Origin of the sequence: Methylobacterium sp. HMF5984 (assembly GCF_045033435.1) — a bacterium.
Taxonomy (GTDB): domain Bacteria; phylum Pseudomonadota; class Alphaproteobacteria; order Rhizobiales; family Beijerinckiaceae; genus Methylobacterium.
On the sequence record NZ_JBJFLN010000001.1, the window covers coordinates 5,089,298 to 5,109,448 of the forward strand.

General features: G+C 65.8%; 17 protein-coding genes. 7 read left to right on the forward strand and 10 right to left on the reverse strand.

Annotated features, from left to right (window positions below):
* Positions 1 to 121 precede the first annotated feature (121 nt).
* The 3 genes from ACFZ8E_RS24730 to ACFZ8E_RS24740 all read left to right on the forward strand — a co-directional run bounded on the left by ACFZ8E_RS24730 (position 122) and on the right by ACFZ8E_RS24740 (position 2,962).
* Positions 122 to 265, forward strand: coding sequence for a hypothetical protein (locus tag ACFZ8E_RS24730; RefSeq protein WP_187274846.1), 144 nt, complete (start codon positions 122 to 124; stop codon positions 263 to 265).
* Positions 266 to 677: 412 nt separating this feature from the next.
* Positions 678 to 1,226: an HNH endonuclease gene (locus ACFZ8E_RS24735; RefSeq protein WP_147729215.1), complete on the forward strand. Its 549-nt coding sequence runs from the start codon at positions 678 to 680 to the stop codon at positions 1,224 to 1,226.
* A 446-nt stretch (positions 1,227 to 1,672) separates the two neighbouring features.
* Positions 1,673 to 2,962 carry an NAD(P)/FAD-dependent oxidoreductase gene (locus ACFZ8E_RS24740; RefSeq protein ID WP_243950631.1) on the forward strand — a complete coding sequence of 430 codons (1,290 nt, stop codon included), beginning with the start codon at positions 1,673 to 1,675 and terminating at the stop codon, positions 2,960 to 2,962.
* 197 nt (positions 2,963 to 3,159) lie between these two features.
* Here ACFZ8E_RS24740 and ACFZ8E_RS24745 read toward each other — a convergent pair whose 3' ends face one another.
* From ACFZ8E_RS24745 to ACFZ8E_RS24760, 4 genes are all read right to left on the reverse strand, one after another.
* Complete coding sequence (locus ACFZ8E_RS24745; protein ID WP_243950633.1) at positions 3,160 to 3,459, reverse strand: hypothetical protein; 300 nt, start codon at positions 3,457 to 3,459, stop codon at positions 3,160 to 3,162.
* A 200-nt stretch (positions 3,460 to 3,659) separates the two neighbouring features.
* Positions 3,660 to 4,801, reverse strand: a protein-coding gene (locus tag ACFZ8E_RS24750; protein ID WP_405042273.1) for an IS3 family transposase whose coding sequence is annotated in 2 segments (ribosomal slippage) — positions 3,660 to 4,534 and positions 4,534 to 4,801 — 1,143 coding nt in all. Because the reading frame shifts where the segments join, the coding sequence is not laid out codon by codon here.
* Between the two features lie 243 nt (positions 4,802 to 5,044).
* A complete protein-coding gene (locus ACFZ8E_RS24755) occupies positions 5,045 to 5,521 on the reverse strand; it encodes a recombinase family protein (RefSeq protein ID WP_405044447.1) in 477 nt (158 codons plus the stop codon).
* A complete protein-coding gene (locus ACFZ8E_RS24760) occupies positions 5,410 to 5,787 on the reverse strand; it encodes a hypothetical protein (protein WP_405044071.1) in 378 nt (125 codons plus the stop codon). Before ACFZ8E_RS24760 ends, ACFZ8E_RS24755 begins: the two co-directional genes overlap by 112 nt.
* A gap of 69 nt (positions 5,788 to 5,856) precedes the next feature.
* Here ACFZ8E_RS24760 and ACFZ8E_RS24765 point away from each other — a divergent pair, with 69 nt between their 5' ends.
* The 4 genes from ACFZ8E_RS24765 (at position 5,857) to ACFZ8E_RS24780 (ending at position 13,382) form a co-directional block, all read left to right on the forward strand.
* Positions 5,857 to 6,756 (forward strand): hypothetical protein, encoded by a 900-nt coding sequence (locus ACFZ8E_RS24765; protein WP_405044072.1) that lies wholly within the window; start codon positions 5,857 to 5,859, stop codon positions 6,754 to 6,756.
* 326 nt (positions 6,757 to 7,082) lie between these two features.
* Positions 7,083 to 8,681: a purple acid phosphatase family protein gene (locus ACFZ8E_RS24770; protein WP_405044074.1), complete on the forward strand. Its 1,599-nt coding sequence runs from the start codon at positions 7,083 to 7,085 to the stop codon at positions 8,679 to 8,681.
* 411 nt (positions 8,682 to 9,092) lie between these two features.
* The gene (locus tag ACFZ8E_RS24775) at positions 9,093 to 10,121 is read left to right on the forward strand and encodes an IS110 family transposase (protein WP_405041947.1); all 1,029 of its coding nucleotides are present in this window, start codon (positions 9,093 to 9,095) and stop codon (positions 10,119 to 10,121) included.
* Between the two features lie 612 nt (positions 10,122 to 10,733).
* Positions 10,734 to 13,382, forward strand: coding sequence for an EAL domain-containing protein (locus tag ACFZ8E_RS24780; protein WP_405044076.1), 2,649 nt, complete (start codon positions 10,734 to 10,736; stop codon positions 13,380 to 13,382).
* 247 nt (positions 13,383 to 13,629) lie between these two features.
* Here the strand turns inward: ACFZ8E_RS24780 and ACFZ8E_RS24785 are convergent, their stop codons facing one another.
* The 6 genes from ACFZ8E_RS24785 to ACFZ8E_RS24810 form a co-directional block, all read right to left on the reverse strand.
* On the reverse strand, positions 13,630 to 16,188 hold the full coding sequence (locus tag ACFZ8E_RS24785) for a CheR family methyltransferase (protein ID WP_405044077.1): 2,559 nt from the start codon (positions 16,186 to 16,188) through the stop codon (positions 13,630 to 13,632).
* Positions 16,189 to 16,223: 35 nt separating this feature from the next.
* The gene (locus tag ACFZ8E_RS24790) at positions 16,224 to 16,475 is read right to left on the reverse strand and encodes a hypothetical protein (RefSeq protein ID WP_405044078.1); all 252 of its coding nucleotides are present in this window, start codon (positions 16,473 to 16,475) and stop codon (positions 16,224 to 16,226) included.
* 33 nt (positions 16,476 to 16,508) lie between these two features.
* Positions 16,509 to 16,835 (reverse strand): hypothetical protein, encoded by a 327-nt coding sequence (locus tag ACFZ8E_RS24795; protein WP_405044080.1) that lies wholly within the window; start codon positions 16,833 to 16,835, stop codon positions 16,509 to 16,511.
* Between the two features lie 479 nt (positions 16,836 to 17,314).
* Positions 17,315 to 18,103 (reverse strand): alpha/beta fold hydrolase, encoded by a 789-nt coding sequence (locus ACFZ8E_RS24800; protein WP_405044081.1) that lies wholly within the window; start codon positions 18,101 to 18,103, stop codon positions 17,315 to 17,317.
* Between the two features lie 267 nt (positions 18,104 to 18,370).
* A complete protein-coding gene (locus ACFZ8E_RS24805) occupies positions 18,371 to 19,303 on the reverse strand; it encodes a molybdopterin-dependent oxidoreductase (RefSeq protein ID WP_405044082.1) in 933 nt (310 codons plus the stop codon).
* Positions 19,300 to 20,118 carry a cytochrome b/b6 domain-containing protein gene (locus ACFZ8E_RS24810; protein ID WP_405044448.1) on the reverse strand — a complete coding sequence of 273 codons (819 nt, stop codon included), beginning with the start codon at positions 20,116 to 20,118 and terminating at the stop codon, positions 19,300 to 19,302. The genes ACFZ8E_RS24805 and ACFZ8E_RS24810 overlap by 4 nt, the downstream gene beginning before the upstream one ends.
* Positions 20,119 to 20,151: the final 33 nt, after the last annotated feature.

The window sequence follows — 20,151 nt, forward strand, 5'->3', positions numbered from 1 at the left end:
GTGCGCGGCGCGGCGCCGATCGGTGCCGCGCCGATCCGCGGATCGTGATACGGGGTCTGCCGGAGGCCGGATCGATGGCGGACCCCGAGCTCAGATCTGAACGGCCGCGAGCCATGCTGCGATGAACCCGACCGCCGTCGCCGTCATGCTCGGCATCGCCACGGGCGCGATCTCCCTGCTCGTGTTCGCGATCGTCGACGGCCACCCGCTGCTCCTGGCCAGCATGGTCGCCGTGTTCATCGCGATGTTCGTGCGCTGGGGCTGACGCGCCCCCTCGTCCCGGCAGCCGTCGGCTTCGAAGACCCCGTCGATCCACCGATCTGTGGGTGCGGCGTCGGCCGCGACAGGGCGGAGCTTCACAAGGCTGTCACGCTGCTATTAGACTAAGCCCCGATGGAGAGGGCCTTTTCGTCACTTCGCGAAGGGCTGGGATCGACCGGATTGGCACCCGGACCCCGCCGCGAGCCGGATGTATCCGCCCCAGCCGGTCGCCGACCGCGCCCGGCGCGCCACGCGTGTCCCATGCCTCCGGCCGAGACGGTGCCGCCGCCGGGCCGCCGGATCCCGCGCCCGGACGCACGAGAGCCCCATCCCCCCGTCGACCCTGTCCTCGGGACAGCGCGCAATGTCGATCTCGCGCGTTGTCCCGTATGGCTTTCGTTCGAAGAGTCGCGCCGATGATGGATCTCCAGACCCTCGTCCTCAACGCGGATTACCGGCCGCTCTCCTACAACCCGCTCTCGTTGTGGAGCTGGAAGGACGCCTTCACCGCCCTGTTCCTCGACCGCGTGACGCTGGTGGCGAGCTACGACGTCGAGGCGCGCAGCCCGAGCCGGGCGCTCCGGGTGCCGAGCGTGGTGGCGCTGAAGAACTACGTCACGCTGGCCCGCAGCCCGGCCTTCACCCGCTACAACATCTACCTGCGCGACAGCTTCTCGTGCCAGTATTGCGGCCTGCGCCTGCCCTCGGGCGGCCTGACCTTCGACCACGTCAACCCGCGCTCCCGCGGCGGGCTCTCCACCTGGGAGAACGTCGTCGCCGCCTGCAGCCCGTGCAACCTGCGCAAGGCGAACCGCACCCCGCACGAGGCCGAGATGCCGCTGCTGACCGAGCCGCGCCGCCCGACCCGCTACGAGCTGCACCACCGCCAGCCCGAGTTCGACCACCGCGACTACCACCACACCTGGCTCGACTACCTGTACTGGGACAGCGAGCTGGAGAGCTGATCGGGAAAGGAGCGCGCATCCGGTCTCATCGGCACCGGCCGACGGGACCGCGTGGAGCGTGCGTCCTGAGACGCGTTCGGGCCGGTTCCCTGGCCGTGATCGGGCTCCGAGACGGGAGCGCCGAGGCCGATCCGGGCGCCGCGCGGCCATGTCGACTTCACGATGTCGTCGGTGTAGGGCCCCTGCTCCTGCGTGAAAGCTGTATCGGCACGGCCGAGAACGGCCAGGACGGCAACCCAGCAAAGCCGATGCACCCGCATCATCCGAGTTTCCTCCGAGGTCGAGGGCGAACCCTGGGCTGACCGGGTTCAGCCGAGCGGATCGGCAGCGGTTCCGTCGCCCCCCGGAGGCCGGGTCCGGTCGCGCACCGAGCGAACCGCGGCGCGGTGGCGCGCGTTCGAGCATCGACCGGACCGATCCGGGACGACCTCGAGGATGGAACCGGCATGGCAGAACCGACCCGCATCGTGATCGTCGGCGGCGGCATCGCCGGGATCACGGTGGCGACCGGCCTCGGTCGCCGCCTCGGCCGGAGCGGGGCGGCGCAGGTCACCCTGGTCGACCGGGCCCTGTCCCATGTCTGGAAGCCGATGCTGCACACCTTCGCCGCCGGCACCGCGCTGCCGGACCGGCAGAAGCTGAGCTTGCTCGCGCAGGCCAAGGCCAACCATTTCCGCTTCCGGCTCGGCTCGCTGCAGGCCGTCGACCGTGCCGCGCGGCAGCTGACCCTCGCCCCCTTCGACGCGGAGGGCGCCGGGGCGGCCCTCGCGCCGACGCAGCTCGGCTACGACGTGCTGATCCTCGCCCTCGGCAGCCGCGCGAACGATTTCGGGACGCCGGGCGTGGCCGAGCATTGCGCCACGATCGACGACCTCTCCGACGCGGAGGCGCTGCACCGGCGCCTGCGCGGGCAGGTGCTGGCGGCGCTGCGCTCGGAGGCCAGCCTGCGGATCGCCATCGTCGGCGGCGGCGCCACCGGCGTCGAGTTCGCGGCCGAGCTGAAGCACGCCGTCGACGTGATCGCCGGCTACGGCACCGGCGCCTTGCGCGAAAAGCTCCGCCTCACCCTGATCGAGAGCGGCCCGCGCCTGCTCGCCGCCTTCCCCGATCGCGTCTCCCGGGCCGCGGCGGCCACCCTGGCCGATCTCGCGGTCGACGTGCGCACCGGCGCCCTGGTGACCGGCGCCGACGCCGCGGGCTTCACGCTGAAGGACGGCGGACGGATCGAGGCCGACATCAAGGTCTGGGCCGCCGGGGTGCGCGCGCCCGCCGTGCTCGCCCGGATCGAGGGGCTCGACCGGTCGCGCACCGGCCAGCTCGTGGTCGGCGACACCCTCCAGGCCACGCGCGACCCGGCGATCTTCGCGCTCGGCGACTGCGCCGCCTGCCCGCAGCCCGGCGCGGAGCATCCGGTGCCGGCGACCGCGCAGGCGGCCCACCAGCAGGCCCGGCACCTCGTGCGCCATTTCGAGGCGTGGCGGCGCGGCGGCGCGATGGCGCCGTTCCGCTATCGCGACAAGGGCGCGCTCGTGTCCCTGGCCGACTACAACGGCTGGGGCACGCTCGGGTGCTACACCTTCGGCGGCGGCCGCCTGCGCGGCCTGTTCGCGCGGCTCGCCCACGACCTGCTCTACCGCCGGCACCAGGTCGGCCTGCTCGGCCCGTTCCGCGGCGCCCTCGCCTGGCTCGCCGATGACCTCGCCCATGCCGTCGGGCCGCCGGTGCGGCTGGATTGAGACGCCCGGTTTCGGGATCGGCCGGGCGGGCACGTCCCCGTGCGACGTCGAGCCTGCCGTCGGCCGGCCGCATTCCGGCGTCGGACCGGCTTATGCCGGCCGCTCTCCATCGTGCGGAGACGGCGCGATCAGGCCGGCCGGCACGGCGGGTGAACCGGGGCCGGATCGGGTGCCGCGGGGGGGGGGCGTGTCGCGGGTCAGCGGTCCAGGGGCTGGCCGTCGCGGGGCGTGATGCCCTGCGAGCGCAGCTGTTGGTTCTGGTCGTTGATCTGGATCGGGTCCACGCGACGCTGCGGCGCGCCCGGCAGCGTGATCGACGGACCGGCGACCGATTGCGCGGCAGCGGAGGGCGGGCACAGCAGCTGGCAGATCGGCACGTTGTCGGCGGTCGAGGAGCATCGCGCGACGGCGGTTCCCTGGACACAGGCGCAGCTGCACAGGGCGAGCGCCGGGACGGGCGCGATCATGATGGCAAGCGCGAGGATGACGGTTCGCATGTCGCTGGTCCTGGGTGGCGCCTCCGGAGCCTAGAGCATCATTTCGCCCGAGGCGCCATCATCCCCCATCCGCGAGGCCGACGGGGATCCGAGCCCGAGGATCGCACGGACCGAAGCGGCGCCGGCATCTCGTGGAGCGATCCGCGACGCCGGTCGCCGAGGTGACCTGACCGGTATTTTGGACCGAGCCAATTGAGAGGCTACTGCATGGTGGCGGCCATGGGTAGCCGGAAGGCCAGACCCGGGTAGCTGACGGGCGCGGGCGGCCGATAGCCCAGCGACGAATGCGGTCGAACGCGGTTGTAGGTGGTTTGCCAGAGACCGATCACGATCTGCGCCTCCTTCAGCGAGTAGAAGATCTCCTGGCGTAGGCACTCGTCGCGCAGCTTGCCGTTAAAGCTCTCGCAGTAGCCATTCTCCCACGGGGATCCTGGCGCGATGTACTGGATCTGTGAGCCAGCTTTGGCGACCCATTTGCGCAACGCCTTGGAGATCATCTCTGGGCCATTGTCGCAGCGAATGTGCTCCGGGATGCCGTGCAGGCACATCGCGTCGGCCAGCGCCTCGATCACGCCGACGCTGTTGATGCGCCGCGCCACCTTCAGCGCGAGGCAGGCACGGCTGTGCTCGTCAATCAGCGTTAGGATGCGCAGAGAGCGCCCATCGTGCGTCTGGGCTTGCACGAAGTCGAAGCTCCAGACGTGATTGCGATGAAGCGGTCGTAGCCGCACGCAGGAGCCGTCGTTCAGCCACAAGCGGCTGCGGGGTCTATGTCGGCTGGGGACCTTCAGCCCCTCGCGACGCCAGATGCGCTGAACCCGGTCTTTGCCTACCTGCCAGCCGGCTGCCTGTAGCAGCGCGGTGACTCGGCGGTAGCCGTAGCGTCCGTACTCGGACGCCAGGGCGATCATGGCCTGGGTCAGTGCATCCTCGTCGGCCAGCACGGTAGGCACGTAGCGTTGCGTGCCGCGGTGCTGACCGACGATCCGGCAGGCGTGACGTTCCGAGAGGCCGTACTTCTCGCGGATGCCGTTCACCGCCTGCCTGCGTCGCTCGGGGGCTACAAGTTTCCCGAGGCGACGTCCGCCAGCACCTGCTTCTCTAGAGAAAGGTCGGCGACGAGCCGGCGCAGACGAGCGTTCTCGCGCTCCAGATCCTTCATCTTCCTGGCTTGATCGACCTGAAGGCCGCCGTACTCCTTGCGCCAGCGGTAGTAACTCTGCTCGGAGATCTCCGCCTCCCTGCATGCAAGGGCCAAACTCTTGCCCTGGGCCGTCTGCACCTCAATCTGACGCAGCTTGAGCACGACCTGCTCCGCGTTCGTCTTCTGGCCTCGCCGCATGTCCAACTCCTTTGGTCCTGGCTGATCCTCTCAATCAGCCCGGTCCAAAGCCAGCCGGTCAGGCCACGAGATGCTGACGGGTAGCTTGCTGTGGCTGATCGGGGTGCCAATCCCGGTCATTCTCCTGGCGTAGTTCTTCTTTTTCCGTGGCCGGTAGCTGGCAGGATCATAAACGAGGCGGCACCAACGAGGCAGGCTCCCCTTTGAGGGGAAGCCTGTTCGATCCTCAGACTAGCTGGGCCTCTAGGTTCGCTCAGGAGGCGCCCTGAGCCGCGAGATCGTGCTGTGACTGACGTTGTAGCTCCGGCCGATCTCGGCGCAGCTCTCGCCGGCCTCGCGCCGTGCCAGGGCCTCTCGCTGCTGGTGGGGCGTGAGCTTGTGCTTCGGCCCCGACCGCACGCCGCGTTCCCGTGCCCGCTTCAGCCCCTCCCCTGTCCGCGCTCGGATCAGCTCACGTTCGAATTCCGCCAGGCCGCCGAGGATCGTGACCATGAGCCGACCGTGCGCCGTGGTCGTATCGGCCCAGGCATCCGCTAGGGAGCGGAAGCCTGCGCCGCGCCTCGTTCCTGACCTGGGTCGGCTTTGCGGGCGAGCCTCAACAGCAGGATTTAGGCACCTTGCTCCTTCGGGCGGTTCATAACGCGTATCCGCAGCGGGCGACCCGCGACAGCGCCGCCGAGTCCATCCGTGATCGGTAGCGGGAAGCAGCGCGCGACGGATGCCAGAACCTCGGAGAGAAAGGCCTTCTGAGCCTGCTCGTCGCCGACGAGCTTCGAGTGCGTGATCCTCGGCTTACCCTGTAAGCTTCCGTCACGCTTGATGCTGAAGAGAAGCGTGACTTCCGATCCGACCGACGCAGCGGGGCCGCCGACTGACTGGGTGCACGAGCCGAGAAGTTGCCACATTCCGTTGAGGGTGGACGTTGGTTCAGCCCTGGCGTTGGTGGCGGCGAGGAGCAAGGATAGCGCGAGGATCACAGAGCGCATAACGTCACTCCATTGGGTTTGCGGATCAAAGAAAAAGCGACGGCATGCGGAGCCTCGTTCGGGCGGTACATGGCCGCTGTAGCCGTCGTCACGCAATCGGGCATTTGCGTGACGTCGAGCTACGGGATATTGCCGCAGCAATATCGAAACGCTACTTATGGCCATACTCGACGCTTTAAGTTTATAGCACGGCATAGAACAATGACTCACGTTGGAAGATGTGGCATTTGTGAAGAAGACAAAGAACTTCTTCTGTCTCACATCATTCCAAGGTTTATGATCAAGTGGATTAGGCAGAAGCGTCGAATTCGCTTTCGAATGTCATTATGGGCGGAAAACTTGTCGGTCCATGAGCGACAAAAAAGGCGACTTAAAAATATAAGCCAAGATGGACCAAAGCATCATCTTCTCTGTAAGGATTGCGAGAGTCGCCTTGGGCAGCTTGAAAATAAATTTTCTAGATTAGCTTTGAACAATCTCCCACCAGCTATAGAACATAATTTGATTTATGACGCCTGGCTTTATAAGTTTTGCTGTAGCATAGCCTTGCGAGCATTTCTTTTTACTGCAGTCGATGGTGCCGACCTTAGTAGATGGAATGATGCGCTGAAAACGTGGCGTACCCATCTAATGGAAAAAGCGGCAGATTGCCATTCTTATGAAACTCACTTGATTCCGTTAAATTTAGGTGAGTTTCGTGGAAGGATACCAGATAATCTTCCCTCTGACTGGCAAGCAATGTTGTACCGAGATTTTAGTATTACTTTGGGTGACGCTGGAGAAGTACCAATCTGCGTCGTTAGAGTTAAGCACTTGATATTTGTAGGATATGGGAGGGCCGTACCATTCCCGGGGGAATGGACAGTTCATCAAATTCATCCAGAAAAAGGTGAAGTTGCCGCCGGAGATGTTCATATACCTGAACAAATCTTTCATCTTGTTAGATCGGGATGGCGATTCAATGCGTAACATGTATCAAAGAAACATCTGTATCTTTCAGTGATATAAATTCATCCACGGCCGACGGCCAAACAGTCGGATAACGACCGTTTTCTCGAACTGAAATCCTGTCAGTGTGATCCAACGCGCCTCTCCAACACCGATTAGCGCGCTAAGTATCTGATTTAAAACACAGTGGTTAAGTTCTTTCGGGAGGCGCGTCGCACCCGGACCTGATGGGCTGAAGCGTCGTCCTCTAGAGGCGCCGGGATAGAGGTTGGATGCAGTCTCAACGAACCGTCATCGCCGTGCGATAGGTCGCCTCCCTCGGCTCACTCTGCAAGGCAGGATCCACGATGACCAGCGAGCACATGGGGTTGGACCTGGAGGTAAGCCGCCGCAGGCTCTTGGCGGCTGCCGGCCTCACGCCCGGGCTCCTCGTGTCGTCTGCGCTCGGCGCTACGCCCGATAGCCGAGCCTCGCCGCTGCCAGACACATCGACCGGACGGACGGGAACTCCTACTGTTTCGGGGCTGCACCTGCAGTTCGGTGCCGACGCCGCGAGCGAGGTTACCGTGTCTTGGCACACCCTGCAGCCTGTCGTCAGGCCACGCGTGTTGCTCGGCCGCTTTGACGGCCGACTGGAGCAGACCGCAGACGCCGCCCCAAGCGAGTACGTTGACAGCAAGTCGAGACGAACCGTTCACGCCTACCACGCGAAGCTTGGAGGTCTGGAGCCTAACACCACCTACATGTATGCCGCCATGCACGAGGGCGCTGATCCCGACTTCGGATCGTTCCGGACCGCGCCGCGAGGGCGCGCAGCGTTTACGTTCACCAGCTTCGGTGATCAAGGGACGCCGACACTGGGGCGTCAGGTTGATGTGCCGGCAGGATTGTCGCTTCGCACGCCGCTGTTCATCAACGACAACCTCGGCTCGCCGGCGGCAGGCGACGTGGTGCTCGGCGTCGAGCGGCTGCGACCGCTGTTTCACCTGTTCAACGGCGACCTATGCTACGCCAACCTCGCGCATGATCGCATCCGAACGTGGTGGGATTTTTGGGAGAACAATACCCGCAGCGCCCGCAACCGACCCTGGATGCCCTCGCCTGGAAACCATGAGAACGAGCTTGGCAACGGGCCGATCGGCTACAAAGCCTATCAGACCTTCTTCGCCGTGCCGTCGGCGACGGGCCAAACCGATGTGACGCGTGGGCTTTGGTACGCCTTCACGGCCGGGTCCGTTCGCGTGATCAGTATCGCCAACGACGACGTTACCTACCAGGACGGCGGCGACTCCTACGTCAGGGGTTACTCAGCGGGCGCTCAGAAGGCGTGGCTGGAGAGCGAGCTAGCCGCGACGCGAGCCAATCGCGACATCGACTGGATCGTCGTGTGCATGCACCAAGTTGCAGTTTCCACGGCCGACAAGTCCAACGGTGCGGACCTCGGTATTCGGGAGGAATGGGTTCCGCTGTTCGACACGTACAACGTTGATCTCGTGGTATGCGGGCACGAGCATCACTACGAACGGTCGCACCCGATCAGGGGACAAGAAGCCAACCGGACCCTGACACCCAAGGCGCAAGCGACCGCCCTTGATGTGATCGATACGACGAAGGGTACAGTCCACATGGTGATCGGCGGCGGAGGAACGTCGGCGCCCACGAACAGACGGTTCTTCGACCCACCGCAGTGTCGCGTGATCGTCTCAGTTGGTACGCCGGACCCGACAACAGGCAGGCGGCCATCCGTTTACGTCATAGAGGACGCACACTGGTCCGCAGTGCGCAACGCCGCCCACGCCTACGGCTTCGCGGCATTCACGGTTAATCCCGGAGCCGGCCCTGGCACCGAGACCACGATAAAGGTCACCTATTACGACGTCGTCGGCCCTGGCGGCGAGCTGGCACCCTTCGAAGCGTTCACGCTGCGACGCCCCCGGCAAGACTGAGATTTCACCTAGGCAGCGAGAGTGAGCGTCCGGCCAAGCATGCGCCCTCAAGCACTCATATAACGAGACAGCTGTCCTATCATGCCATACGTCCGAAATCCGACCGGTTTTCCGACGCGTACGACTACATGCAGCAAGGTCCGAGAGGGGTGGATAGCGGAAGTCAGCCACTCGCCTCGAAGCAGACATTCCGCATCCGACCCAACCCAGTCGCCTGGGTTGCCGTGGGCGCGTCCCATAAGCGGTCATTCGTAGGCCGTCCGGCAACTTCGGCTCGGGGTGGTGAGCGGACCTCGGGCCGTCATCCGAAAGCAGATGGGGTGGATGGCTCCCGCTCCGACTGACGGCATCTCGGTGCCAAGATGTGGTTGCTGTCAAAGCAGCAGCCACGCAGATGCAGGAGCCATCCCCATGGAGATCACCACCGTCGGCATCGATCTGGCCAAGAGCATTTTCCAGGTTCACGCCGTTGATGCAGCTGGGCACGTCGTCGTTCGCAAGGCGCTACGCCGGGCGCAGGTCGTGCCGTTCTTCGCCAAGCTGCCTCGATGCCTGGTCGGCATGGAGGCGTGCGGAACGTCCCATCACTGGGCCCGGGAACTCATGAGCCTCGGCCACGACGTGCGGCTGATGCCGCCCGCTTACGTGAAGCCGTATGTGAAGCGCGGTAAAACCGATGCGAACGATGCCGCTGCCATCTGCGAGGCGGTGACGCGCCCGAGCATGCGCTTCGTGCCGGTGAAGTCGACCGAGCAGCAGGCAGCGCTGGCGCTGCACAGGACGCGCGACCTGCTGGTCAAGCAACGTACGCAGTTGGTGAACATGATCCGCGGCCTGCTCGCCGAGTTCGGGATCGAGATGGCGCGGGGCCTGCGGCACGCGCTCGAACTGGCAGCCCGGCTCTCGGCCGGAGACGCAGCCGAGGTGCCACCACTGGCGCAACGCGTGGTGACCGGGCTGGCCGATCAGATCGGCGCCGTACAGATCCATCTCACCCGGATGGAGAAGGAGTTGTTGGCCTGGCATCGGGACAGCGACCTGTCACAGCGCCTGGCGACGATCCCCGGTGTCGGCATCGTCTCGGCAACGGCGCTGGCCGCCTCAGTGAGCGAGCCCGAGCGCTTCCGCTCCGGTCGGCAGTTCGCAGCTTCGTTGGGGCTGACACCGCTGCAGAACTGCAGTGGCGGCAAAGAGCGCATGGGCCGGATCTCGCGCATGGGCGACCGCTATCTGCGCCGCCTGCTCGTGGTCGGCATGACCTCTTTGGTCCGGCGCGCGAAGGCTGCGCCGACGTCGGTCGACCCACGGCTGCCGGCGCTGCTCCAGCGCAAGCCAGTGCGCGTGGTAACCGTTGCGGCGGCCAACCGCACCGCACGGGTCGCCTGGGCGATCATGACCCGCGGCGGCACCTACCGCGCACCAGCGGCCACGGCCGCCTGACAGCACGGCAAGGAGACTTTTCCAGGTTGCGAGGACGATGAGAGTTGATGGCGAACCGGTCAGCCCGGGAGCCGGGACACCCCGCTGAATGTCCAGGGCATCATAGCCCGCAAAGCAGAGTGGGACCCAGCTCGCGGATACCATCAGGGCCAGCAGTCACAAGAACGACTGCATCAACAGGCCGGACACAAGACTGCACCCGACCAACGCGTCAGAAGCTCAATTCGCCGCTTGCAATGCGGGAGCCATCCACACAGGACGTTCCGCGTTCGAGCCAACTTCGCCGAACTCGTACGTAGCCGTCGCAGCCGTCGCAGCCGAAACTCGACAAGTCTGCAATCTGCGATTGATTTGCGCGAAAGTCCACCAACGCTCCGCGGCAACTCGCCGGACCATGGTGTGGTGACAGCCCAATGGCCCAACGATGCTGACAATTGAGCCGGACTGCCCACTTCAAAAAAGCAGATAGAAGTATGGATACGACGCACGATCAAATGATCAGTTTTCCGTCGAATATACTAGATATAATGAAGTGAAATACAGGCAAATTAAGCTTTGATAAAATATTGTGCCCGAGGATCTTTAAGCCCGAAGCCTTCAGGCATGCCATCGATGATCAAGGTCGCCCCTGCATGCATCGTACCCGATGCATTTGCTGTCTCGGAGAAGTCTGCCTCCGACCCACCGCTCGACGCAGTCTGCCGGACGGCCGCCGCGCTCTTCGGCATGCGCTACGCCTTCGTGTCGCGCCTCGACGAAACCCATCAGCGCTTCCTCGGACGGGAAGGCTTGGACGTATCCGAGACGCCGCGGGATGTCGCGTTCTGCGCGTACACGGTGCTGGGTGAGGCCTACGAGCCATTGGTCGTGCTAGACACCCATTGCGATGAACGCTTCGCCGCCAACCCCCTCGTCACGGGTGCGCCGTTCCTGCGCTTCTACGCGGGGATACGGATCGCGCTGGCCGGCGGCGTTCACGCGGCCACCGTCTGCATCGCCGATACGCTGCCCCGTCCAAGCTTCGGCAAGGCCGAAAAGGAGCGCCTCACGGATCTGGCCCTGTTCGTCGAGGCGACGTTGCGCGGCCGCGCCGCCGAGATCGAAGCCGGTCGCGCGCGGTACCAGGTCGAAGCCTCGGACACCCTGCTGCGGACGACCCTGGAGAGCATGGACCAGGGCCTGCTCATGACCGACGCCGACGATCGCGTCCGGGTCTCCAACAGGCGCGTCGCGTCCCTGACGGGGGTACCCGACAGTTTGCTTCAGGACGGAGCGCCGTTCGCGGCCGTTCGCGCCTATCAGGCGGCGCTGGGGGAATTTGCCAATCTACCCGAAGATCTCAGAGGCTGGCTGGAACACGGGACGTCAAAAACGAATCATTTCGACTACGAACGTATGCGCCCGGACGGGACCGTACTTCAGATATGCACGCGGCCTTTGCCCAGGGGCGGAGTCGTGCGGACGTTCACTGACGTGACCGAACGCCGTGCTGCGGAATGCGCTCTGCGAGCCAGTGAGAACCGCTACCGGATCCTGGCTGAGAATGCCAACGACGTCATCGTGCTGGGCGATCTCTCGATGCGGCGCCACTATGTCTCGCCTGCCGTTCGAAGCGTCCTCGGCTACGAGCCGGAAGAACTCATAGAGACAACCCCGGCCGAGTTCTGCCATCCCGATGATGCGCAATCCCTTGCGGATTTCTGGACGCAGGTGAAGGCCCAGCAGGAAGGCCGTTTCATTACCTGTCTGCGTCATCGCCACAAGGCGGGGCATTACGTGTGGATCGAGGCCTCCATCCGCGTGGTCCGCGATGAGCAGGACCCGGATAGGGCGATTTACGTGGCGGCCCTGCGCGACGTCACCGCGCGTCATGAGGCCGAGGCTCAGGTCCGGCACATGGCCCTCCACGATGCCCTCACGGGCCTGCCCAACCGCACGCTGTTTCGCGATCGTCTCGAACAGGCCATTGCCTATGCGCGCCGGGCCCGGACCTTCTTTGCGGTGCTTGCGTGTGACCTAGACCGCTTCAAGGCCGTCAACGACAGCCTCGGCCATCCCGCCGGTGACGCCCTCCTGCGCGTCGTCGCCGAGCGGATGCGGGCGGTCCTGCGCCCCTACGATACCCTCGCGCGGTTCGGCGGCGACGAGTTCGCCATCGTGCTAACCTATCTCGACGCGGCCGGCGACGCCGGCGACCTCGCCGACCGGCTGATCGCGGCGGTGAGCGAACCAGTCGACCTCGATGGGCAGATCGTCGAGGTCGGGGTCAGCATCGGGGTGACCGTGGCGACCGAGCGGGACCGCGATCCGGATGAACTGTTCAAGCGCGCCGACATCGCCCTCTACGAAGCCAAGGCGGCGGGGCGCAACACCCATCGGGAGTTCGAGCCGAATGCGGGCGCGCGCATCGCCACGCGCGGGCAACTCGCCCTCGACATGAAGGAGGCGCTCCGGGCTCAGGAGTTCCGTCTCGCCTACCAGCCCGTGGTCAATGCCGAGACGGGCGCCGTGGTCAGCTTCGAGGCGCTGATGCGCTGGTACCATCCGGCGCAGGGCGAGGTCGCGCCGAGCGCCTTCATCCCCGTTGCCGAGGAGACGGGTCTGATCGTGCCCCTCGGAGCCTGGGCGCTGCACGAGGCCTGCCGCGAGGCGGCCTCCTGGCCCGCACACATCCGCGTGGCGGTGAACGTCTCCGTCGTCCAGTTGCGGCGCGCGGGGTTCGAGCCCACCGTCCTGGCGGCGCTCGCGGGCTCGGGTCTGCCGGCGGCCCGCCTCAAGCTGGAGGTGACCGAAAGCGTGCTGATGCAGGACGTGGACGTCGTCATGGCCAGCCTGCACCGCCTGCGCGCCCTCGGCGTGCTGATCGCCCTCGACGATTTCGGCACCGGCTATTCCTCGCTGAGCTACCTGCGCCGCTTTCCCTTCGACAAGATCAAGATCGACCGGGCGTTCATCCGCGACATCGCCGATCCCGACGCGGCGGCGATCGTTCGGGCCGTCGTCGGCATCGGCGAGCGGTTGGGCATGGGCATCGTGGCGGAGGGGGTAGAGACGGCCGAGCAGCTCGACCTCGTCCGCCAGGAGGGCTGCACCCAGGTCCAGGGCTTCCTGTTCAGCCCCCCGCTGCCGCCGGACGCGGCACGGCGCTACATCGAACGGGTTGCCCAGCACCAGACGCCGCCATCCGGGCTCGCGCCCGCACCGGTCAAACAAGCGGACCAGCAGAAACCAACCCGACCCGGTCGTTGGGCTCGATCTTGACAGCCCAGAAGCGGACCTTCCGAGAGTCGGCTCGGGGTGGCAATCGGACGTTGGCCAGATGCCAGAAAGCTGACATTCGACTTTCGGCTTAGGCCGGCGCCGCGATCCGCTCACCCATGAGTGAGAGACGGCCGGGCTCTGCAAAGGTGTGCCGTTGCCCACTACTTTCGTCTAGGCAACGTCATGGGTACCACGCCAGCGCGGGAGGGCCACCGAGATCCTCGGCTGCAGAGCGCAAACCTTTCGGTCATCCCTGCTCCAGGAGGTTCGTGAAGTTGGCGACGATCCCGGGCGTCCGGCTACCCTTCCGGGACGAGGCCATCAACTGGACGTGGTAGCGGGCGCCGTCCGCGCCCTCGATCGTCCGCTCGGAGGGCCGGCGCGTCGCCAGCACCGTCGGGATCTCGTCCGACAGCCACGTCAGGGCGATCGGCGCCGAGAAGTTGCGCAGGGACCGGCCGACGTCGCTCGGCTGCAAGCCGAAGATCTGCGCCGCGGCACGGGTGAACATGCGGATGTGGAGATCCGGCGTCAGGAGCACGCTGGCGACGTTCATGCCCTCGAACAGCGTGGCCTGGTCGTCGCTCAGCTGATCGATCGCCTCGATCTTCGACGTCAGCTCGACGTTCATCGTCTGAAGCTCTTCGTTCAGAGACTGCGTCTCCTCCTTCGCGGCCTCGAGCTCCTCGTTGGCGGCCTGCATCTCCTCGTTGACGGAGTACAGCTCCTCGTTCGAGGATTTGAGCTCCTCGAGGGAGGTCTCGTACTCCTCGATCACGGATTGGAGCCGCTCGCGCGTGCTGCTCAGCTCGCGCTCCAGGCCGTGGATCGCCGCGTCCCGATCGTCGGCTTCCAGAGCCTGCCGCCGCTCCTTCTCGACGGGGGCGGCGGCCTCGTCGAACACCACCAGGAACAGCGGCTCCGTCTCGCTCGGCGTGTGGAGCGGCTTGACGACCAGGGTGATCGTCTGCAGGCGCCCGTCCGGAAGCTCGACGCCGATGCTGTCGCGCACGACCCGGGTGTTGCCCTCGATCGCCTCGCGCAGGGCCGTCCGGAGATCCAGCCGCAGGCCCTTGCGCGCCATCGCGGCCAGCTCCCGGGTCGGCTGGCCGGGCACGACCTCCAGATGATCGCCGATCCGCGACGAGTAATGCACGGCCTCGCCCGTCCGCGTCACGACCGCGTGGGGGGGCGTGAACTCGGACAGCATCAGCGTCTCGACCGTGTGCCGCAGGGCCGCGTGCGTCTTCACGTTGCGCCGGTGCGGATGGCCGGTCCCCACGAAGACCGCCGTGTCCGGCCCGGACATCGGCGGCAGCCGGGCCGGCGGGATCGCGTCCCGCGCCTGGAAGATGCGGTGCCGCTTGTCGATCGTCTCGAACAGGTCCTCGAAGCGCGTCACGTTCTCGGCCATGCCGATGAACAGGTAGCCGCGCGGGCGCAGGGCGTAGTGTAGCACCGGCATCAGCTGCTGCTGGGCCTCGACGCCGAGATAGATCAGCAGGTTTCGGCAGGAGACGAGATCGAGGCGCGAGAACGGCGGGTCGCGCAGCACGCTGTGCGGGGCAAAGGTGCACAGGTCACGCACCGCCTTGGCGACCACCGCGCTGTCACCCTCGACGACGAAGTGCTGCGCGATCCGCTCGGGCGAGACAGCGGATAGGTAGGCCGTCGGGTAGCGGCCAGTCCGGGCGACCGTGAGCGAGCGCTCGTCGATGTCGGTGGCGAAGATCTGCACGCGCGGCGGATCCGCCAGGGTGAGCATGTGCTCACGCAGGAGGATGGCCAGGGAGTAGACCTCCTCACCGGTCGAGCAGGCCGGCACCCAGATCCGCACGACGTCGTTCGCCGCGCGCTCGTCGAACAGCTTCGGGATGACGTGGGTGGCGAGCGCCTCGAAGGCGGCGGCGTCGCGGAAGAAGTTCGTCACGCCGATCAGCAAATCCCGAAACAGCATTCCAACCTCGGCCGGATTGGAACGCAGCAGCTTGCGGTAGCCGTCCGGCCCGGCCGCACCGACGACGCTGATGCGCCGCTGCAGGCGACGCACGAAGGTGTTGGGCTTGTAGCCCGAGAAGTCGTGCCCGACCTGCGAGCGGAGGATAGCGAAGATCTCGTTGAGCAGCTCAGCGTCAGGCTTCCGCGCGGCCGGGTCGGCCTGGGCATCCCGCGCGGCAGCGACGTGCGCGGCGATCACGTCGCCCATCCGTTCGGCCGGCTCGCCGAAATCGACGAAGCCGGTGCGCAGCGAGCTGAGCGGCATGTCGGGGGTTTCGGGGCCGTCGCCATCCGCCGTCTGGGCCAGGGTCAGACCACCGTGCTCCTTGATCACCTTGACGCCGATAGCGCCGTCGCCGTCGCTGCCGGACAGGATCACGCCGACCGCACGATCGCCCTGGTCGAGGGCCAAGGCCGTCAGGAAGATGTCGACCGGCTTGGTCTCGCGGATCTTCGGCTCGAGCGGCGTCAACGTCAGCCGACCATCCACGATGCCCATGACGAAACCGCCCGGCATGACGTAGACGCAGCCCGGTCGGACCGACACGCCGTCGGTGGCGGTCTCGACCTCCAGCGGCGTGAACCGGGCCAGCACGTCTGGGAGCAGGCTCTTATGCTCGCGGTTGAGATGTGTGACGACGACGAAGGCTGCCTCAAGCGTCTCCGGCACCCCACGGAAGAAGCCCCGCATCGCCTCGATGCCGCCCGCGGACGCACCGATGCCGACGATCGGGAAGTGGTCCTGGTCCATCACGATGTTCTGAGCCTTCGGATTGATGCCGCGCCGTTCCTCGGGTCTCAGCAACATGTGTTCTCGCCCGATGTCGAGGACGACCGTGCGGATCAGCTATCGTTCGTAGCCTCCTGCACGACGTAGGCGAGGCAGCGGGCCCGGGCCTCGGGGCTCTTCAGCCGCACGAACAGACGCAGCAGCGCCACCACTTCGGGGAGGTGATCCAGACCCGCCACGGCGGTTTCGGTGTTTGGTGTCTCAGGTGGGTCGGCCGTCAGGAAGGTCGCGACTGGAACACCCAGCGACCGGGCGATGCGGACCAGCGCACCGGGGGCGTCGTCCTGCGGATCGTCACCGTTCATCATGGTTTTCCGCCGATCCCCGCGCCGCGTCGATCAATGCACAGCGATCCCGGCCGCCCGTGGTCCCATCACGCCGGCGATGCGACGCCCGACATGATGAAGTACGTGACCGAGGAGTAGGCGGGTCTGGGTATCGGGGTCGTCTTCCGCAGCCTCGTAGGCCTCGATGAGGGACGTCACCAATTGGTTCGACGGGCCTAGGTCGTCGTCCTTGCAACCTGCAGGCGGCCCTGCGGCGGACTGCTCGTGGGAGCGCCGAACGAAATCGTGCGAGGCCTGGAGCGTCTGCCGCGTCTCTTCGGCCGCCGCGCGCAACTCACGGGCAACCTCCAGGCACAGATCTATTTGTAGGCGGTCCATCAAGAGCGCTCCGGTTTCCGCTGCATGCCCGCACGTAGTTTATTTCTGCGCGACTACCGGGAACGTGCACTCAATTTCTAGGTGTGGCAATCCAAAGGTTGAATTCAATGGCGATTGGGAGGATCTAAGATCACCACTCGCCGCAGCTCGGCTTTTTGAGCTTTTTGCAGAAACCGAGCAGACGCAGGTATCCGCGCTAAGTTCCTAGGTCTTCACTCAGTAAGCTACCAGGAAGCGGACCTTTCGGCCTTCCGCAAAGGGTCGTGAGCGGGCGGGACGGTAATGTCCGTTTCTGCCAAATCCCGCTCGTAAGCGGACCGGCGAAAAACCACCCCGAGCGGTCATAGGCCCCTGCTTCGTAGACGCCCCGAAGCAGGCCTTCCCGCAGCGCGCACCGGGGCGCGTACGACCGCGGAACGCACCGTCGCTCCGTAAGCTGCTCGTAGAAGACCGCGGGCTCGGGTGTGCGACAAGTTATTTCAAAGCGTATCTTTCCCAACCGTTTCAAGGATCACGCGCGCCGTTTCGACAGGCTGATCCCAATGCGGGAAGTGGCCGCAGCGCTCGAACCATTGCAGACGTGCCGACGGAAAAGCTACCAGGGCGCGTGCAGCTTGGCGCGGCAGCAGCAGGTGGTCTTGGCGGCCCCAGCCTATGGTGACAAGGCCGGGGGGCTTTGCCGAGCCCTGCTGCAATGGCCCACTTGCCAACTCAACCAGCATCGCATCGAACACCGGTGTGGCCGCCAGGCTCCGCAGCTCCTCTACGACGAGCTGCGGTGGCAGCAGCCACGGACGGGCCGACAATTGTGCCAGCAGCAGCGTACGGGTGACGGCGTGGCGCGATAGGCCGGGATGGAAGGGCCGTAGCAACCGAACCAGGCGTATCGATGCCGCGAGGGTCCAGTGTAACCAACGCGTTTCCCACCCGCGCCAGAAACCGCCGGGATCAAGCGCCACGCAGTGCCGACCGATGCCCCGCCGCGCCAGCTCCAGCACCAGCCGGCCCCCCACCGAACTGCCGACGAGGTCCGCCGTCGTCAGGCCTTGCGACTGCACGAAGCCGTCGAGGGCGTCCGCATAGGCCTCCACCGTCTGCCGGCCCGCGAGCGGGGCCGATCTGCCGTGTCCCGGCAGGTCGACCAAGATCAGTTCGCGCGAGCCGCGCAATGCGGACAAGAGCGGATCCCAGGTGCGGAGATTGGCCCCCAACCCATGGACCATCAGGAGCGGCCGGCCCGTGCCGAGGCGTTCAAAATGTAGGGACATGACGGCATTGTCCTTCAATGTTCGCGCTGCAGTCCGAACATTGGTCCGTCGCAGGTTTCGTCAGGCCGGATGTGCCGGTCAGGTTCGCGTGCCGCTCATTTCGGACGCTTCGAGGCAGAGTCGCCGGTCTGATAGCCAGCTGCGCGGCGCTGACTGTACTTTGCAGCTTTGCAAGGGCCGGATGTCGCCACGAAGGCCCCCCGGAGTTCGCCAGGAGAGATGCGCTTCCAACGCTCGCGGAGAGGTAGACGTCACGTCAGCCCCAACTCAGATACCGGCGTACCAGGCGTAGCCCTGGTCCTCCCAGTATCCTCCCTTGCCATCGCCCAGATGGGCGAAGCTCTCGACCACCTCGATGCGCATCACGTACTTGGCCTGCTTGTAGCCGAGGTTGCGTTCCACCCGCAGACGCAGCGGGGCGCCGTTCGAGACCGGAAGCGCCTTGTCGTTCATGTCGTAGGCGAGGATCGTCTGCGGATGGAACGCGTCCACGAGGTCGATGCTCTCGTAGTACCTGACCGGTGATCCACCACTGGCCGCAGTGTCATCAGACGCCTGCTGGCCGCCTGAGTCCTTCCTGCTCTCCCCACCGCCCGATTGCTTGGTCATGGCTGGGTTGGCATTGCCGGCAGAGATTGTTTCGTCGGAGCCGCCATCCTCCGCGGTGTCCGCTCCGCCGTTGTCCTCTCCTTGGTCCATCGTGTCCGCGCAGTGGAACACCACGTAGCGCCCCTCGGGCTTGAGCTTGGCCCGGTTCAGGAGGTCGGCGAGCGGCACGCCGGTCCACTTGCCGATGGCGCTCCAGCCCTCGACGCAATCATGCCGGGTGATCTGGGTCCGGGCGGGAAGCTTGCGGAGCTCGGCCAGGGACAGCCTGAAGGGCGTCTCCACGAGGCCGTCCACCTGCAGGTGGTACTTGGCGAACCTGCCCTTCGCGAGCGCCTTGTAGTCCCTGTCCGGCGGATCCTCGGTGCCGTTCGGCTTGAACCACGGCGAGATGTCGGCCTCGGCGTATTCCGGGGCCAGCGTCCGGTCGGTCAGCAGCAGGCGCTGGACGAAGAGGTTGGCGTCCTCGCCGGTCTTGAGGGTGCGCCGGAACCACTCCGCATTGCCAAGGCGGTCGCACCCGCCGAGCACGGCCGCCGCGGCCGCGGCGGAAGCCCCCGTCAGGAGGGCCCTTCGGCTCGGAAGGCGGCTCATGCTCGGGTCTCCCCGGTGACGGGTGCCGGTTCGACCTTGCGCTCGATCACGAACCAGCCGGTGACCATGCCGCGCATGTTGTTCCAGAAGCCCGACAGCAGGACCAGGGCGACGTGAACGACCACGAACAGGACCAGCAGGGCCGCAACGACGAAGTGGACCGTGCGGGCCGACTGGCGCCCGTCGAACAGCGTCAGCAGGAACGGGAAGGCCGCGTCCATCGCCGGCGACATCGCGAGGCCGGCGAGGACCTGAACCGGCAGGAGCACGAACAGGACCACGAGGTAGGTGAGCTTCTGGATGACGTTGTAGCGCTTGGCCTCGTCGCCCTGCGGGAAACGCAGCGTCAGGTGCTCCCGGATCGACGTCCCGAAGTGACGGATCTGGTCGCGTGACGGGATCACGCGGAACCGGAGCTGCCCGCTGACCAGCCCGTAGAGCAGGTAGGCAAGGCCGTTCAGGACGAAGGCCCAGGCGAAGAAGAAGTGCCAGGAGCGACCGCCGGTGAGGTCCTGGTCGCTCGGAAGCGTTGCCCAGCTAGGGAAGCCGCGGTCGGCCGCCTCGCCGTCGCCACCGGTGGATGAGCCGAGATACCCGGTGGTATCGAAGGAATGCCCGAGGACCGTCGTGACGCCTTTGGGCGGATCGTCCTCTGTGGAGGACATCCCCATCAGCGGCGTATCGAAGGTCGAAACCTTGCCCCAGTACAGGGCCGGGTGGGCGTTGAAGATCTGAAGGCCGCTCATCAGCAGCACCAGGAGGCAGATCGCGTTGACCCAGTGGGTGACGCGGATCACGACCGGGTGTCGGAACATCCATCGGCGGCGCTCGACCTCGCCCGTGTCGGG